The organism is Faecalispora anaeroviscerum, assembly GCF_947568225.1.
GTDB classification, from domain to species: Bacteria; Bacillota; Clostridia; order Oscillospirales; family Acutalibacteraceae; genus Faecalispora; species Faecalispora anaeroviscerum.
Window position 1 is genome coordinate 480,964 of record NZ_CANOOQ010000001.1, and the last position, 17,640, is coordinate 498,603.

Annotated in this window: 14 protein-coding genes; 12 read left to right on the forward strand and 2 right to left on the reverse strand. The window is 47.9% G+C overall.

Features of this window, described 5'->3' with window-relative positions:
* The first annotated feature begins 38 nt into the window (after nucleotides 1-38).
* The 6 genes from arsD to QOS46_RS02410 all read left to right on the forward strand — a co-directional run bounded on the left by arsD (nucleotide 39) and on the right by QOS46_RS02410 (nucleotide 7,359).
* Nucleotides 39-434 carry an arsenite efflux transporter metallochaperone ArsD gene (arsD, locus tag QOS46_RS02385; RefSeq protein WP_283607002.1) on the forward strand — a complete coding sequence of 132 codons (396 nt, stop codon included), beginning with the start codon at nucleotides 39-41 and terminating at the stop codon, nucleotides 432-434.
* Complete coding sequence (gene arsA, locus QOS46_RS02390; RefSeq protein ID WP_283607004.1) at nucleotides 434-2,170, forward strand: arsenical pump-driving ATPase; 1,737 nt, start codon at nucleotides 434-436, stop codon at nucleotides 2,168-2,170. Before arsD ends, arsA begins: the two co-directional genes overlap by 1 nt.
* A 772-nt stretch (nucleotides 2,171-2,942) precedes the next feature.
* Entirely contained in the window at nucleotides 2,943-4,118 is a 1,176-nt protein-coding gene (locus QOS46_RS02395; RefSeq protein ID WP_283607005.1) for a site-specific integrase, read from the forward strand.
* Between the two features lie 180 nt (nucleotides 4,119-4,298).
* Nucleotides 4,299-6,071, forward strand: coding sequence for a methyl-accepting chemotaxis protein (locus QOS46_RS02400; RefSeq protein WP_283607007.1), 1,773 nt, complete (start codon nucleotides 4,299-4,301; stop codon nucleotides 6,069-6,071).
* 45 nt (nucleotides 6,072-6,116) lie between these two features.
* Complete coding sequence (locus QOS46_RS02405; protein ID WP_283607008.1) at nucleotides 6,117-6,614, forward strand: chemotaxis protein CheW; 498 nt, start codon at nucleotides 6,117-6,119, stop codon at nucleotides 6,612-6,614.
* Between the two features lie 151 nt (nucleotides 6,615-6,765).
* Nucleotides 6,766-7,359, forward strand: coding sequence for an HD-GYP domain-containing protein (locus QOS46_RS02410; RefSeq protein ID WP_326521339.1), 594 nt, complete (start codon nucleotides 6,766-6,768; stop codon nucleotides 7,357-7,359).
* A gap of 81 nt (nucleotides 7,360-7,440) precedes the next feature.
* Here QOS46_RS02410 and QOS46_RS02415 read toward each other — a convergent pair whose 3' ends face one another.
* The gene (locus QOS46_RS02415; protein ID WP_283607012.1) at nucleotides 7,441-9,384 is read right to left on the reverse strand and encodes a methyl-accepting chemotaxis protein; all 1,944 of its coding nucleotides are present in this window, start codon (nucleotides 9,382-9,384) and stop codon (nucleotides 7,441-7,443) included.
* A gap of 446 nt (nucleotides 9,385-9,830) precedes the next feature.
* On the opposite strand from QOS46_RS02415, the gene QOS46_RS02420 reads away from it, so the two are divergent.
* Nucleotides 9,831-10,775, forward strand: coding sequence for an AEC family transporter (locus QOS46_RS02420; protein ID WP_283607013.1), 945 nt, complete (start codon nucleotides 9,831-9,833; stop codon nucleotides 10,773-10,775).
* A gap of 159 nt (nucleotides 10,776-10,934) precedes the next feature.
* Here the strand turns inward: QOS46_RS02420 and QOS46_RS02425 are convergent, their stop codons facing one another.
* On the reverse strand, nucleotides 10,935-11,825 hold the full coding sequence (locus QOS46_RS02425; RefSeq protein ID WP_283607015.1) for a LysR family transcriptional regulator: 891 nt from the start codon (nucleotides 11,823-11,825) through the stop codon (nucleotides 10,935-10,937).
* A 122-nt stretch (nucleotides 11,826-11,947) separates the two neighbouring features.
* On the opposite strand from QOS46_RS02425, the gene QOS46_RS02430 reads away from it, so the two are divergent.
* The 5 genes from QOS46_RS02430 (at nucleotide 11,948) to QOS46_RS02450 (ending at nucleotide 17,446) form a co-directional block, all read left to right on the forward strand.
* Nucleotides 11,948-13,300, forward strand: coding sequence for an MATE family efflux transporter (locus QOS46_RS02430; protein ID WP_283607016.1), 1,353 nt, complete (start codon nucleotides 11,948-11,950; stop codon nucleotides 13,298-13,300).
* A 236-nt stretch (nucleotides 13,301-13,536) separates the two neighbouring features.
* Nucleotides 13,537-14,022 carry a methylglyoxal synthase gene (locus QOS46_RS02435; RefSeq protein ID WP_283607017.1) on the forward strand — a complete coding sequence of 162 codons (486 nt, stop codon included), beginning with the start codon at nucleotides 13,537-13,539 and terminating at the stop codon, nucleotides 14,020-14,022.
* A gap of 17 nt (nucleotides 14,023-14,039) precedes the next feature.
* Nucleotides 14,040-14,276, forward strand: a complete 237-nt coding sequence (locus QOS46_RS02440; RefSeq protein ID WP_283607018.1) for an HPr family phosphocarrier protein — start codon at nucleotides 14,040-14,042, stop codon at nucleotides 14,274-14,276.
* 294 nt (nucleotides 14,277-14,570) lie between these two features.
* Complete coding sequence (locus QOS46_RS02445; RefSeq protein ID WP_283607019.1) at nucleotides 14,571-16,034, forward strand: UDP-N-acetylmuramoyl-L-alanyl-D-glutamate--2,6-diaminopimelate ligase; 1,464 nt, start codon at nucleotides 14,571-14,573, stop codon at nucleotides 16,032-16,034.
* The gene (locus QOS46_RS02450) at nucleotides 16,031-17,446 is read left to right on the forward strand and encodes a UDP-N-acetylmuramoyl-tripeptide--D-alanyl-D-alanine ligase (RefSeq protein WP_283607021.1); all 1,416 of its coding nucleotides are present in this window, start codon (nucleotides 16,031-16,033) and stop codon (nucleotides 17,444-17,446) included. The genes QOS46_RS02445 and QOS46_RS02450 overlap by 4 nt, the downstream gene beginning before the upstream one ends.
* The last annotated feature ends 194 nt before the right edge of the window (nucleotides 17,447-17,640 follow it).

Genomic DNA, 17,640 nt, shown 5'->3' on the forward strand with positions numbered 1-17,640 from the left:
AAATCTAAAAAAATGAATATAGAATGGAGTTGTCTGTTATGAAGAAAATGAAGATATTTGAACCGGCCATGTGCTGCTCTACCGGACTTTGCGGGGTGGGAGTCGATCCCGAGCTGCTCCGCATTTCTACGGTGCTTAATACATTGAAAAACAGCGGAATTGCCGTTGAACGTTACAATCTTACCAGCGCGCCGATGGAGTTTGTGAACAACAAAGCAGTGAATGCGTTTATCAATGCTCACGGCCCAGAGGGCCTTCCTGTTGTAACTGTGAACGATGAGATGGCTGTCACAGGCAGGTATCCCACTAATGAAGAATTCACACAGCTGCTTGGCCTGCCCAATGGCATACTGGAAGAACAGTCTAAGTCGGCAAAAGTAAAGGTGGTTCGAAAAAAATCCGGTGGCTGCGATTGTAAGGGGGGCTGCTGTTAATGGAGCTTTTTCATCCTTTCTCAATCCCGTTGACCAAATACCTGTTTTTTACTGGAAAGGGAGGGGTTGGTAAAACGTCCTCTGCCTGTGCCACTGCTGTAACGCTTGCAGACAGCGGGAAAAAGGTTCTGCTTGTCAGCACTGACCCTGCGTCCAATTTGCAGGATGTATTTGAGGTCAATCTGACAAACGGACGGGTACCGATTGAGGGTGTCCCAAATCTTGTGGTGGCCAATCTGGATCCGGTTCAGGCCGCGGCCGATTATCGCGAAAGTGTGATTGCGCCCTATCGGGGCAAGCTGCCGGATGCCGTAATCGCCAGTATGGAAGAGCAGCTTTCCGGCTCCTGCACGGTTGAGATAGCGGCGTTCAATGAGTTTTCTGGCTATATCACCGACCAAACGGTAGAAGAAGAATTTGATACCATTATCTTCGATACCGCCCCAACGGGGCATACGCTTCGTATGCTTCAGCTTCCCTCTGCGTGGAGCAATTTTATCAGTCAAAGCACCCATGGGGCTTCTTGTTTGGGGCAGCTTTCCGGCTTGGAAAGTAAAAAAGAGATTTATAAAAATGCTATGTCCACCTTATCTGATGGAACGCGCACGACCCTGATCCTTGTCACCCGTCCGGAGGAAACCCCCATAAAGGAAGCCGAGCGGTCGTCAAAGGAGCTTTTCGAGCTTGGTATCCAAAACCAAATGCTGGTGATCAATGGAATACTGCCTTCCTATGATGACAGTGTTTCTGCGGGGCTGTACCGCAAGCAGCAAAGAGCGTTGGAAGGAATGCCGGAACACCTGCGGGCGATGGCCGCCTATTTCATTCCTTTACGAGCTTACAATATCACAGGCCTTTCGGGTGTGCGGGATCTGCTCACGAAGGATCATGTGGTGCTCAGCAAGGAAAAACTTCATGCCGAATCGCTGCTCCGGCTGCAGGATGTCATTGAGGACTTACACCGCACTGGTAAAAAAGTCATCTTTACCATGGGCAAAGGTGGTGTGGGTAAAACGACTGTCGCCGCGGCGATTGCCTTAGGCCTGGCGGCCAAAGGGCAGAAGGTTCATCTTGCGACCACCGATCCTGCGGCACACCTAAAATTCGTCTTAGAGGAACACAGCGGTATTGCTATGAGCCATATTGATGAACAAGCGGAACTTCGGCGGTATCAGCAAGAAATTCTTTCTAAAGCGAGAGAAACCATGTCCGGTGAGGACATTGCCTATATTGAAGAAGATTTGCGTTCCCCTTGTACGCAGGAAATCGCGGTTTTCCGTGCTTTTGCCGAAATTGTGGATCAGGCGGAGGAAAGTACAGTGGTGATTGACACCGCGCCAACCGGACACACGCTGCTTCTTTTAGATGCAACACAAAGCTATCACCGCGAGGTTAAGCGAACGCAGGGGGCTGTTCCGGAATCGGTGAAGAAGCTGCTTCCGCGTTTGCGCAATGCGGAGGAAACGGCGGTTATCCTTGTAACCCTGGCGGAAACCACCCCGGTCTATGAGGCGATGCGTTTAGAGGAAGATTTAAAACGCGCTGGTATCACAACCAAGTGGTGGGTGATCAACGCTTCTATGCTTCAAACCAATACCACTAATCCGCTGCTGGCGGCAAAAGCAAGCCATGAAATTCCGTGGATCAATCAAGTGGAGAACCATACCAATGGCAGCTTTGCAGTGATTTCATGGAGCGCGGATGACATCAAAGGGAAAAAGGTGCTGGAACTCTGATTGTTCAGATCGACGACTATGAAATAGGTGGAAACAGCACGACAAAACAGAATAAGCAATCTCAAAAAAAGTCAGACCCGCAGGTAACCCTGCGGGTCTGACTTTTTTTATTAGATATTTGAAAGATACAGAAAAGCAGCAAAATGTTCAAAACAGCGATACGTTTTTAAGCGAACGGTCAGTTGTATAAAAAACATAATATTAATATTATAGCTATGGTAGAAAAAGTAAATTTATATAGATATATAAGGTAAATCAATCTCGAAGAATGATGATTACTATCAGGATTGAAAGAATGAAGCAAAGGTGCTTCGCTCGGAGTGCAGAGCTGCTTTTTCTTTCAAACGGGCAGGGTCGGCAGATCAAAAAGATATCATTTCTGAAACGTATCAGTGGAAAAGCTTTCTGACGGTAGAAATACAGATCATGAAATGCACCCTTCCATTTAGTAGATTGGAAAGGGTGCGTTTCATGATCTGTATTTTTGTTGCGGATAGCGTCGCAGACGCAGCTTTTTAACTCCCGGTTGCCCCAAAAAACACACAAATCGAACCAAAAAAGTCGCAGTTTATCTAAAACCGAGACCCCTCAGCTCGACATACTACGACAATTTCATTATATATTATCTGATTTTGTTTGTCAATCTTGGTTAAGAAACAAAGAATTGAGGACAATATTCAAATTAATTTTGGTGAAAAATACGGATTTTTTCGTTTGTCCGAAATAATCCGCCGTCAGAACAAGCGTCACATCTGAAAGGAGCTGTCACAACATGGCACGAAAGGGAGAAAATATATACAAACGGAAAGACGGACGATGGGAAGGGAGAGTAATCAATTCGCAGGGAAAGTATCAATACTTTTACGCCAAAACCTACCGGGATGTCCGCGCAAAGATGAAGGATATTCAACAGCAAAACAAAACTGTCAATGAAAAGAAGGCACGCGGGCAAGCAAACGCCGCAGATTTGTTTGGGTCATGGCTTACAGGGGATCGGATTAGTCATTTGAAACCGTCCACCTATGAAAGCTATTACTACTGTATTTCGGGCTATGTCATTCCTCATTTTAAACTGCCAGAAAATGCCCAATTGTCGGAACAATCCATCGCCAGGTTTGTAAAGACGATTCATATGAATGAGTCCATCTCAGAATTGTATCAAAAAAAAATCTTATCTATTTTTAAAACAGCCTTACGCGAAATCTCCAAAAAGTCGCCAGAGTATGGGTCTTTTATGGAAGCGGTTACGCTTCCCAGAGGAAAACCTGGTACAGAAGTATCGGTTTTTTCTATGAAAGAACAGCGGCTCATTGAATATGCGGTTCAGTCCTCAGAAGATAAAAGGGTACTGGGGATTATTCTCTGTTTTTACACCGGTATCCGTCTTGGCGAGCTTTGTGCCTTAAAGTGGGGTGATATTGATTTTGAAGCCGGCACGATGTCCATCTGCCGGTCCGTATCACGCATCCGGAATTTTGAATCGGGCGGCAGTAAAACAATGCTCTATGTAGGTACTCCGAAAAGCAGAAGCTCCTGCAGAAAAATACCTCTTCCGGCATTCTTGTTAAAGCTGGCCGAGAATAACTATCTTGGCCCCATGATGGAGAACTGCTATGTGCTTTCTGGAAAAACAGACCCCTTTGATCCCCGCGTATATCAAAGGCTCTATAAAAAGCTGCTGAAAAAGGCGGGAATCAGAGCACGCAAATTTCATGCAATTCGTCATACCTTTGCGACGAGGGCACTGGAGCTGGGAGTTGACATCAAAACTCTCAGTGAGATTCTTGGCCATTCCAATGTCAGCATAACGCTGAATGTCTATGCGCATTCCCTCATGGAGCAAAAGAAAAAGGCAATTGAGAAATTAAACGAAATGCACGTCACACATATGGAGGTGGCTGCATTCGCCGTCAATTCTGCCGTCATATCTGCGATACCCGCAGTATAAGCCAATAAATTAGTAAGTGGCGTACTGTCTTAGATAAACTGCGACACTACATAACAGTCAGTTAATTTTATTATATCCTTTACAAAGATAAGATTATTCTGAGTGAAGGACAAGTGCGGCTAAAAAATAAGGGGTTAATTTTGAAAAAGCATTCAAATCAAAATAAGGAAGGCGTTATTTATGAAAAAATTCAGGGATTTCAGCATATCCCGCAAATTGTACACTGGCTTTCTGGCCATGATTGTGCTTATGGTTGTGGTAGGCGGCGTGGGAACCTTCGGGATGATTCGTATCAACAGTATGGATACCTATCTGTACGAAAAACAGACCGCTCCCATTAGTAACTTAATCGGGGCATATGAAGCATTATATCAGGTTCGTGTAGATGTGCGAGATGCAATTATTTACTCTAATGACCCTGCAAAGGTCGAGGAGCATAAAAACAGCTACCAGAAAGGTTCGGAGACTTTTTTAAAGAATATAGAGCTCTATCGTCCTTCTATCAACAACGCCTCTACGCTTGCTCTATTGGATGAAGTGAAAAAAATATATAATGAGACTTACGTGCCGGCCGTTGAGCAGACATTTAAGGTGGCGGGGCAAAATAAACCACAAGAGGCCGCTTCAACCATTAACGCGATTTCAGATAGCACAAATCTTCTTTTTGAAAAAATGGGACAAATGGTTGACAATCGGATGAGCTCTGCAAAAAGTTCGAGTGATTCCAATAATGATACGGCAGTGATGTTGATCATTGTTCTTTGCGTTTTTATCGTTTTAGGCGCTTTCTCGGCAATGCTCCTGGGAATGCGTATTTCACGTATCATTACAAAGCCGATTGGACGAGTTGTGGACGCGGCCGGTCAAATTGCGCTGGGCCGTATGGATGTTGATTTGAGCGATGTGAATTCAAAAGATGAAACCGGTGAGCTTGCCGCAGCGTTTACGAAAATGCTGGAGGGAATTCAAAAGCAGGTGCTTGCCGCTGAAGTAATCAGCAGAGGTGACTTTACACAAGCGGTTCCGCTTCGTTCCAACGAGGATGCTCTGGGTCTTGCACTGGAAAAGATTAAAACAGATCTTAACGATACGTTGCAGCTCATCAGCATGGCGGCGGATCAGGTCAATACCGGTTCAGAGCAGGTATCCTCTGCGGCGCAGGCGCTGTCTTCCGGTGCTACGGAGCAGGCGGCCTCTGTGGAAGAGCTGAATGCCTCGATTGTGAGTGTCGCTCAGCAGGCTACGCGTAATGCCACTAGTGTGAGTGATGCCACCAATTATGTGGAACAGGCGGGCAAGGGCTTATCAGACAGCAACGAATACATGCAGCGCCTGGATGCAGCCATGCACGAAATCGGAGAATCCTCGCAGGAAATTTCTAAAATCACAAAATTGGTTGAGGATATCGCTTTCCAGACGAATATCCTTGCGTTGAATGCTGCTGTAGAGGCTGCCCGTGCCGGCAACGCCGGAAAGGGATTTGCTGTGGTTGCGGATGAAGTGCGTAATCTTGCCGCAAAATCCGCAGAGGCAGCCAAGCAGACGGCTGACCTGATTGCAAAATCGGTAGTAACTGTATCAGAAGGAAAACGGCTGGCCACTGAAACCTTGAGCGCCCTGAGCGAAGTATCTGAAAAATCACAGATGGTCAATCAAGCCATCATTGAGATAGAGTCCGCTTCCACAGAGCAGGCTGCTGCAATTGAACAGATTAATCAGGGCCTGTCGCAGGTGTCCGCCGTGGTGCAGAACAATGCTGCTACCGCGGAAGAAAGCTCCGCCTCCAGTGAGGAACTCGCGGCTCAAGCACAGACTCTGCAGGGAGAGGTGTCGAAATTCAAGCTGGCGGGCCTACAGGGCTATCCTTCTTCCGATCCCCAGAAACGCCGCCGCTCTGAGGCGATCGATACGGAATCCTGGCTTGCTCTCCAGAATGGGGCAGATAAATATTGATGTATCCAGTGGAGGAGTATGAGAGGAAAAAAGGAGGCTTCACAGATGAGACAACAAGTTGGATGGGATACAAAGCAGGAAGATGAGGAGAAGGATCGATATCTGACCTTCTGGACAGACAGCCAACTATTTGGAGTTCCCATTACGGACATTGTTCAGATTGTCGGGATGCAGGAGATTACAGAGCTTCCAGATTACCCCAGTTATGCCAAGGGCGTCATCAGCCTGCGGGGGCAAATTATCCCCATCATCGACGTACGCCTTCGCTTTGGAAAACCCGAGGTTCCATACAACGACCGCACCTGTATCATCATTATTAACGTGCGGGACAATATTTTTGGACTGATCGTTGATGAAGTGGATGAGGTAACAGACATTTCACCGGAGAAGATAGCGCTTCCTCCAAAGGTGAATACGGATCAAGTGAATACTTACCTCACCGGGATTGCCCAGTTGACGGGCAGTGCTCAAAAGGACAGAATCGTTCTTCTGATTCACGCGGCGAAAATTCTTGGTGAAAATGGATTTCCAGTACCGGCTTAGGCGGCTCAAGGATAAAAGCCCAAACGGAATCAATCTTATGGGTCAGTAAGCGCAGGATAAGCATCAGTTATATGGCGCTGCAAATGCTTTTGAGGAGGGGGTACCGCTGAAAAAAATAAATGAGAATTTAACCGCAGATGAAATTTTGCATATGCTCCCCGAAGAACAAATCCGGCACAGCGAAAATGTGGGAAAGCTCATGGAGCAATTCTCGAAATGGCTGTCGGTATCCCCAATCTATGCCGATTGTGAATGGTATCCGTATTTTGGTCTGGCTGCCCATTACCACGATATTGGCAAAGTGTGCGTTCCCCCGGATCTTCTTATAAAACCGGGAGTGCTTACCCCAGAGGAATACTGTATGATTCAGCAGCACACCATATTTGCGCGGGAGTTATTTGATCTTGCCCGCAAAAGGAAAACGAGAGGGATACCGAAGACGCTGATTCCCTTAATCTATGACGCTGCGGTCTACCATCATGAATGGTGGAACGGAAAAGGCTATCCGTTTGGATTAAGGGATCAGAATATTCCCTTTATTGCAAGGGCGACCGCAATTTGCGATTCCTATGATGCAATGGTAAGTGACCGGGCCTACCGGCCTGCATACTCCCACGATTATGCGTGCGGTGAACTGGAAAGCGGAGCCGGACGGCAATTTGATCCTGCGCTGGTGGACCTGTTTCTGGATCATGAAGCGGAAATACTTCGCGTTTTTGATGAAATGAACGCGTGTTACAAATAGCCTCAAGAGGTCAAAGTTTTGCTAGGCTTCTAATTTAAAAAGACGGATGGCAAAGCCATCCGTCTTTTTAAATGAAATGAATTATAACTGAAACTTGTCTACCAGTTCCTTTAGGAGCTGAGACTGTCCGGATAGCTCTTCGCTGGCCGCGGCGCTTTCTTCCGCAGTAGCCGAGTTTGTCTGTATTACGCCGGAGATCTGGTTCACACTTTGCGTTACCTGATCAACCCTTTCCGATTGATGTGAAGAAGCCTGGGAGATCTGCTCCACATTATCGGCAACTACCTGAATGCTCTGCACAACCTCAACCAGTGCCTGTTTGGTACTGTCGGCAATTACAGTTCCCTTTTCAACTTGCTCTCTGGAATGGTTGATCAAAAGCGCCGTGTCCTTTACCGCGTCAGCGCTCTTGGTTGCAAGGTTTCTTACCTCGTCTGCGACCACCGAAAAACCCTTTCCGGCCGTGCCAGCCCGAGCCGCTTCCACAGAGGCGTTCAGTGCAAGAATATTGGTCTGGAACGAAATATCTTCAATGGTTTTCACGATTTTTTCTATTTGGTTGGAAGAATCGTTGATCTTTGACATCGCAGCAACCATATCCTTCATATACTGGTTGCTGACTTCGATTTTCGAACGGACATCCGTTACTCTTTCGCTTGCGTCACCCGCGTGCTGTGCATTGACTTTCACATGTTCCGCAATTTCTGAGATTGCGGTAGAAAGCTCCTCAATGGAACTGGCCTGTTCCGTAGACCCCAACGCCAGAGACTGTGCGCCGATGGCAAGCTGTTCGGAGCCGCTGGCAATCTGGTCGGAGGCGTGATTGATGGAGGTTAGCGACTCGTGCAGCGAACGGGTGATATTCTCCAGCGATTCCTGAATAGGCACAAAGTCGCCGCTGTATTCCAGTTCGGTTTTCACCAGCATATTACCCGCCGATACTTCGTGCAGAACATGCGTGATCTCTGTAATATAGCTGCGCAGAGTCAAAACCGTTTTCTTCAGCGAGTCGGCCAGAATACCGGTTTCGTCCTGTGCGTTCACTTCTACCGTATCCGAATGCAGGTCGCCTTCGGCCAATTGCTCCAGTCTGCGGCAGACAAGAGAGAGTGGGTTCGCGATGGATTTTGCCGTCGACCGGGCGAACAGGACACCCAGCAGAATACAGACAATTGACGAAATAAGCAGACCCATAATCGTAAAATTAATGGATGAGGTCATCTCCTTAATCGGGGCCACGATGCCGAAAGACCAGCCGTTTGTTCCGGGCAAAGGGGCATGGTAGCAGATGCGATCTCCCGTGCTGTAAGAATAAATGGTAATTCCGCTTTTTGTTAGATCAGCGTATTTATAAACTTCAGCGGTTTTTCGCTGGTCAATCTTTTCCGGCGCAATGTTGCCGATCAAAACGCCGTCTTTGTTGATTATAAACGCACTTCCTGTTTTTCCGACGACAACGTTCTGAATGAAGGGACTGTAAACATGAGCGTCCATTGTTGCCATCAGTACGCCTTTGAAATTGCTGTTAGAAATCGGAGTACAGGCAATCACGCAAAAGTTCCCGTTGATATCTTTCATTGGTTCAGAAAAATAGGTTTCTCCGGCCAGAGCCTGTTTAAAATAGTCCTGATCCGCAACGCTTTTGCCGTTTAAGTCAGCGTCCTTGCTCGCGATTTTTCCGTCTTTCGAAACAAGGCTCAGCGATTGGTAGCCATAAGAGCTCTTCTGCTGATCCAACAGGCTTACCATTAGAGGCTCTGTCAGTCCGGTGGCTCCAAGGGTGTTTGAAGATGCGGCAGATTGGAATGAAGTTTTCATGTTGTTCATGCCATGGGTAATGGATTCCGTCAATACGTTCCCCATAGAGGTCAAATCACTGTTTACATTTTGGGTTAATCCCTGGTAACTGGAATAAACACCTACGCCAAGGCTTAAAAGGGCTGTCAGAACAACAACGGGGACTGTATTTAAGATCAGTTTTACTTTAAGAGATTTAATTTTGCGTGTCATTGCTAGTTTTCGCATTCCAAACTTCCTTTACCTGAATTTTTTCTGCTTTTTCTGAGTGTTCTTTTCTTCGAAGAAAATTATCTAATAGTAATTTCGGCCTATCGAAACAGAAATCCAATTACAATAGTTACTAAAGGGAATTTTTTCCATTAAATAGGCTCATTCTTCTAACTGGAAAAATGCAGATGCTCCAAAAAGCCAGAAAAAGGGGATAGAGTCTCTTTGGGAATGCAAGCAAACGAAAAAATCATTCTACTGTAACGCAACACACAATTTGCCTGCCGTTATGCCCGTTTTAAGGACTGAGAATGGAGGTTCTGAGGGCGGTCAGCGGTTGGCAAATACTTGCACTTATCAAAATCAGTGTTGTAATTTGGTTACGGGTAACCATCAAATGCTGGAAAAAATGGTGCATAGCAGGGCGGTCATCTGAAATTTGCGATACGGGAAGTTTGTGCAACATGATATTGACATTTTTACACGCAATCGAAAGTATTCTGACGATCATCATTATGTTCATGACGGGCTGGATTCTGACCCACGTTGGTTGGTTGGATGAAAAAACCAGCATTGTCTTTTCGAAAATCATAGTGAATGTTTCGTTTCCCTGCTATATGCTGTGGAATCTGATGTCCAACTTCGATAAGGCCAAGCTGCAGGAGCTTTCGGGTGGACTGGTGATCCCCATCGCGTCCATTTTGCTGTCGTATTTTCTCAGCGTTCTTGTCAGTAATCTGCTGAAGGTGGACCCCAAGCGCAGAGGCGTTTTTCGCTGCATCTTTTTTACCTCCAACACGATTTTTATCGGGCTGCCCGTCAATTTGTCCTTATTTGGTGCGGAAAGCACCCCGTATGTTCTGATTTATTATATTGCGAACACCTGCTTTTTCTGGACTCTGGGCAACTATGAAATCAGTAAGGACGGCGATGTGGGGGGAGAAACAAAACGCTTTTCCTTCAGTACGCTGAAACGAATTTTTAACCCGGCCATGGCGGGGTTTGTGATTGCCATTATCCTGATTCTTCTGAACATTCAGCTACCAAGCTTTATCATGGACAGCTGCAAATATATCGGTGAACTGACAACTCCTCTCGCGATGTTCTTTATCGGAATCGTGCTTCACTCCACGCCGCTGAAAAAGCTGAGGTTTGACCGCGATCTGGTGGTTTTGCTGCTGGCGCGTTTCCTGCTTTGCCCGGTCGTCGTGATCGTGCTGGAGCTGTTCATACCGATTCCGTCCCTGATGGCCAAGGTGTTCGTCATTCAGGCCGCGATGCCCGCAGTTACCAGTACGGGAGTAATCGCCAAGCAGTATGGCGCGGATTACGAGTTTGCCACGATCGGGACGGTTGTCACTACCATTGCGAGCATGATCGTCATCCCGATTTACATGGTGCTGATTTAACGCTGAAAAGAGAAGTTTTCCGGTTGCATGAAAGTAAGCAACTTTAAAAACACATAACAAAAAGGGTCAAATTTTATATTTGACCCTTTTTGTGTTTTCTCGCTACAATGCGTTACCCGTTCTCTTCCATCAAAGGCGTTCTCTGCAAAAAATTTGTTTTTATAAAAATGATTCTACCGTTGTGTTTTTTTGCAGGGCGGAGTCTAAGTCGCTTAACAATTTTTGCACGTATTCGTTTTTCTGGTTTTTTGGCACCACATAATAAATAATTCTGTCGGAGGGGGCATCGAGCAATTGATGCAGGGTTATTTGTTCGTTCTGCGTCAGCTTGTCGGCTACGCTTGCAGGCACCACTGCCCATGTGTTTTTTTCGTTTAATAAGTCTTCCAGTAAAGACATTTGATCCAGAATTACTTTGGAGACTGCGTTTGCGCCGAACCAGTAATCGTGCCATAAATCATACTCCGGGTTCCAAGGCAGGCGAATTTCCTGATTTACGTTTAAGGTGGACGGATGAACCTCACTCCATAAACCGGGGACTTCGTTGGATATGAGCAGCATCTTTTCGCGGAAAGCCGGAACGGTTTCCACCGCTCGTGAAAATTGAGTATCTGAAATAAAGGCCATATCGGTCTGCCTGTTTTCAATATATTCATACGCTTCTCTGGAGTGATGATTGTGGAATACCAGACGGCAGTCGGGGTTGTTTTTCATAAAGCGAAGAAAAACGGGAGGAAGAATATACGTGCTGACACTGCCTACCGAAGAGATGTGAAATATTTTACTGCTGTCAAACTGCGCCAGCTCTTTTGCCTCGGACCATACGGCCAGCATCTTTTCGGCAACCGTAACAAACGCCTTGCCGCGCAGGGTCAGCTCAACGGATCGCATTCCCTTTTTTCGTTCCATCAGACTGTACCCCAGTTCCGCCTCCAAAGCATGAATACGCCTGCTGAGTGCCGGCTGTGTTACATAGAGCTGCTGGGCAGCAGCGGTAATGCTCCCTGCTTTGACTACCATGAGAAATGCCTGGATTTCTAATTCTGTCATTTAATCGCCCCTAAAATATAACTATTAAGTTATATTTTAGCAGTAAAACAAGCATTTTTCAAATGTGTTTACCTGTGATACCCTTACCGTAAAGGCATTTTGAAATTTGCGGAGGGGTCATAATGACACACAGCATGGACTTAACTAGGGGAGACATCAAAAAAGAATTGGTTGCGATCACGATCCCGCTGATTGTGGGCAATATATTGCAGCAGTTTTATAATACGATTGATGCAATTGTGATCGGCCGGTATGTGGGTAACATCGCCTTCGCGGCAATCGGGGTAGCCGGAACTGTTATGAACCTGTTTATTTTTGTACTAAGCGGCTTTTGCGCAGGGATTTCAGTTATTTTGGGTCAGCTGTTTGGGAAAGAAGATATGAAAACCTTTCGCACCGAATTTTTTCTTTCTGCTGTTTTTGGCGTGGGTTTTACCGTGCTGATCAGCATATGCGGCATCGTGTTTGCAAAGCCCCTGCTGCTTCTCATTCAAACTCCTTCCAAAGTTGCCGAGTACAGCTATCAATACCTGGTGGTTATTTTTGCGGGTCTGTTTGCAAGCTATTTATATAATCTGTGTTCGGCCGTTCTGAGATCGGTGGGAAATACCAGAGCGGCCCTTGTCATTCTCGCAGTTTCTATTGTGGTCAATTTGGCTTTGGCCTTGCTGTTTGTGGGCCAACTGCATACCGGCGTGGTCGGAGCAGCGCTGGCCACTGTGATTTCGCAGTTGATTTCTGTCGTTCTCAGCTTTCTCTATATTCGCTTTGAGCTTCCCGATCTCATGTTCCGGCGCGCCGACATGAAGTATGATGAGCAGCTCATGAAAAAAACAGTCAATTTTGGTTCGGCGTCCGCATTTCATCAGTCCAGCCTTTATATTGGCAAGCTGCTGGTACAGGGCGCGGTCAATTCGATGGGAATTGATATGATTTCGGCCTATACGGCGACCACCAGAATCGAAGGCTTCATCAACTCGTTTGGGGACAGCGGTGCGGCGGCCATTTCCATATTGATCGCTCAAAACAAAGGTGCGGGGGAGGAAAAGAGAGTGCAGGAGGGAGCGCGCGTTTCGCTGTTTATGATGGTCATTCTTGGCGTTGTGCTGTCGCTTCTGATGGCCGGGACAGCCGGCACTACCGTTGGTTGGATGCTTGGGAGCGCGGAAGGCAAGGCGTTTGAGTACGCAGTGCAGTATATGCAGGTTATTTCTGTTTTCTATACGCTTTGCTATATCGGGAATACCTTTGTCGGGTATTACCGTGGTGTAGGGATGATCTATGTCCCTGTGATCGGCACAACCCTCCATATTTCCCTGCGCGTGGTGCTTTCTTATTTATTCGTGCAGAAGCTGGGTTTGTCGGCGGTAGCCTATGCCACCGGGATCGGCTGGATGGTAGTTACAGCCTACCAGACGTTGGTTTATGTTACAGTGGTGAAAAGAACCCGTTTGAAAACAATGGCTGAAGAGTAGAAAAGCCCGGATTTTTGCTTTCTGTGCAGTAGTCATCCGGGGTTGGCATGTATTGCAGATCAGCGGAAAGAAGAACTTTGTCTTAAAAAAGGACATCTTGAATTTTTTTCAAACTTTGGTATAATAAAACTTAGTTTCGCCATGCTTTAACAGGCACACATACACACACTGAGATACGTTTCTCTTTCACGGTCCGGTCAAAAGCATCCACCGAAACAGAAAGACAGGTGAAGAGTGTGAATGAAGAATTTATTACTTTTACCATCGGTAAGCAGAAAACCATCGCGCTGATTGCCCACGACGGCAAAAAACGGGAGATGATCGACTGGTGCGCCGAAAATCAGGAAATCCTGAAAGGCCATTTTTTATGCGGAACCGGAACCACAGCAAAGCTGGTTGCCGAAAAGACAGGTCTGCCGGTAAAAGGGTATAACAGCGGCCCGCTGGGTGGCGATCAGCAGATCGGCGCTAAGATTGTAGAAGGCAGCGTCAATTTTGTTGTCTTTTTTTCTGATCCGCTGGAAGCGCAGCCCCACGACCCAGATGTAAAGGCCCTGCTGCGAATCGCACAGGTCTACGATATCCCGATTGCAAACAATCGCGCCACCGCCGATTTTTTGATTCGTTCCGAATATATGAATCAGGATTATCAGCATAAGGTGATCAATTTCAAACAGTCGGTGATTGATCGAGTCAATGATCAAAATTTGCTTCAAAAATAAGCACGCAGGGGGAACAAATGATGCTTACAACAAAAATCCTGATTAATAGTGTGGAAAAGGTGAAACAATTTTCATCCATTGTTTCTAAACAGAATGTGGAATGTGAAATTGTAGAAGGCATTTATATTATCGACGCAAAATCCATTATGGGTATTTTCAGCATTGATCTATCCGCACCCGTAGAGCTTCGGATTCACTCCGACGACAAGGCAATTCTAGATTCTCTGACAGATTTTATCGCACAGGAAGCCTGACGTAAACCACCTGGGTACGGCTGAAACCAGCCGTACCTTTTTTTGTGCGATTTTTGCGGGATTTACAGGTGTTTTTCTGAGGACGGCGAAGGGCTTTTTTTGTTGACAGCAGGGGCAGAATCGCCTATGATGGATACATGTTCCGAATTTTGGAAAGCGGCAAATAATTTGGTTGTCCGCGTAATATTAGCACAAGGGAATCAATACTAATACAACAGGGCAAGTGCGCTGTTTTTGATGAAGTGCGTCCGGAGCGTCGGTGCTTTTGAAAAGGTAAAATCAGGGGGTTGTATCATGCGTTTAATTGATTTGCTGCAGGGTATGCAGTATTCCGCTGCCGGTAACCTACAGGTTTCGGTGGAAGATTTAATTTATGATTCCAGAAAGATCAAATCGGGCTGCGCGTTTGTGTGCCTGCGGGGCGCTCACGCAGACGGCCATCAGTATGCGGAGCAAGCCGCTAACAGCGGCGCCTGCGCAATTATTGCAGATCATGCGCTGGAGCTTACGGCAGAGGTTCCGGTCGTTGTTGTGCCGGATACACGTCTGGCCCTGGCAGTAATGTCGGCGGCGCTCTTCGGTCACCCCGCAGAGCGGATGAAAACCGTTGGGGTGACCGGCACCAAGGGAAAAACCACAACCACCTATATGATTCGTGCAATTCTGGAGCAGGCGGGTATCAAGGCGGGGCTGATCGGCACCATTGGTGCGGTGATCGGTGACCGGGTGATCCCCACAGACAACACGACTCCGGAATCCTATGAGATTCAGTCCTTTCTCAAGCAAATGGCGGACGAAGGTTGCCAGTGCGTTGTGATGGAGGCCTCCTCCATCGGCCTGAAGGCCAACCGTACCGCAGGTTTTACCTTTGATATTGGCCTGTTCACGAACTTTTCTCCCGACCATATCGGCGGTGATGAGCACGCTTCTTTGGAGGAGTACATGGAGTGCAAAAGCATGCTCTTCCGCCAGTGCCGTGTTGGGATCGCAAATATGGATGACGAAAACTGGCAGGGTGTGCTGAAAGGCCGCACCTGCGAACTGGAAACCTACGGCTTTTCTCCCGAAGCGCAGCTCCGGGCAGAAAACGAGGGCCTTGTGTCCCGCCCCGGCTATTTGGGTGCGCGGTTCGATCTGCGCGGTTTAATGAATTTCCCCGTATCGGTGGATATTCCCGGAAAATTCAGTGCCTATAACGCTCTGGCCGCGATTGCGGTGTGCCGTCATTTTAATGTAACCGAGGAGCAGATTCAGCGGGGCCTGAGCACTGTGAAGGTAAAAGGCCGCGTAGAGCCGGTGACGGTACCCGGCGAATATACACTCTTGATCGATTACGCGCATAATGCCGTCAGTATGGAGAACATTCTCGAAACCCTGCGCGAATACCAGCCGCAGCGTTTGGTGTGCCTGTTCGGCGCGGGAGGAAACCGCGCAAAATCCAGACGGTACGAGATGGGTGAGGTTTGCGGCCGTTTGGCCGATCTTTCCGTCATCACTGCGGATAATTCCCGGTTTGAGGATGTGATGGACATCATTGCCGATATTAAAATCGGCATGGCCAAAACCGACGGAAAGTATGTGGTGATTCCCGATCGGCGCGAGGCGATCCGTTATTGCCTCACGAACGCACAAAAGGGAGATGTGATTGTGCTGGCGGGCAAAGGACATGAAGATTATCAGGAAATCCGCGGCGTCAAGCACCCGTTCGATGAACGAGTTGTAGTTGCGGAGCTGCTGAAAGAAATAGAGAAAGCGTGAGTGGAATCATGAAAATGCTGGCCAGAGAGATCGCTCAGGCGTGCGGCGGCAGAATCCTCCGGGGCGACCCGGAGCGGGAAGTGACCTTTGTAACGACAGACAGCCGAGCGGTTGGGCCGGGTGCCCTGTTCGTGCCAATTGTTGGCGAGCGGGTGGACGCGCACCGCTTTCTTCCAGGCGCGGTAAAGGACGGAGCGGCGGCTGTTCTAACTCAGCAGCCGGAGGCCGGGTGTCCCGAAGGCATCTGTGCATGGATTGCTGTGGAAGATACCCGAACCGCATTGCAGCAGATTGCGGGGGCGTACCGTGCTCGCTTTTCGATTCCGGTGGTTGGTGTTACCGGCAGTGTGGGGAAGACCACAACAAAAGAAATGCTTGCGCTTGCGCTTTCAGCAGAACGGAACGTGATGAAAACCGAGGGGAATTTCAACAGCCAGCTTGGTGTGCCGCTCACGGTGTTCCGCTTGCTGCCGGAGCACGAGGCCGCGGTGATCGAGATGGGAATGAGTCAGTTCGGCGAAATGGCCCGCCTGGCGCAGGTGGTAAAGCCGACCTGCGCGGTTATGACAAATATTGGAATTTCTCATATTGAAAACCTGAATACACAGGAGAATATCCGTGCGGAAAAGCTACATATTACAGATGCATTTACCACGGATTCGGTTCTGTTCCTCAATGGAGATGACCCGCTGCTCGCGCAGCTGCGCGGAACGCTGCCCTTCCGGATTATTACTTTCGGTATGCAGCCGTGGTGTGAGGTACACGCCGAGCAGACTGTTTCTTTCGGCGGTACAACCAAGTTTATAGCTGTGTCGGATGAGTTCCGGATTCCGGTGACCTTGCCGGTTCCCGGTGGGCATAACGTATTAAATGCACTGGCCGCTCTGGCAGTGTCGCAGTATTTGGGTGTTTCCCCGCAGCGTGCGGCGGAGCGGCTGCAAACCTACTCCCCCCCGGCCATGCGCCAGCAGCTTCACAAGGTTGGCGGCATTACAATTATTGATGATTCCTATAACGCAAGTCCCGACTCCATGCGCAGCAGTGTCAACATTCTGATGGATTTAAAAGGCTCCGGCCGAGCCATCGGCGTGTTTGCCGATATGCTCGAGCTCGGCGATTATTCCCGTCAGGCGCATTTTGATGCTGGCGTTTATGCCGCGACCCGTGGGATAGACGCGCTGTTTGTGATCGGTGAGCAGGCGCAGGAGATTCGATGGGGCGCTATTTCGGCAGAGTGCCAGCTGCCCGTGTTTTCTTATCTCTCGAATGAGCAGGCGCTGCATAAGCTGCTGGAATATCTGCGCCCGGGAGATGTTGTGGTTGTAAAGGGCTCCCGTGGCATGAAAACAGACGAGATCGTCCGGGGCCTTTTGGAGCACGTGGGAGAAACGGTACCGGCTGCAACGGTGTAACGAGGCAAAAATCACAGATAGCTTAATGAAGAAGCGGCGGAGCCGCTCCTTAAGCTGACAATACACAAGGAAGAAGCATTTGCCGTACGGCGGTGCTTCTTCCTTGTGTATTGTAGGGATGAAATCATGAAATTCTCCTAGTTTATTTAAAATTCTCTTCGGAAATAATTTATTTCAGGCAGTGAAAGAGAATC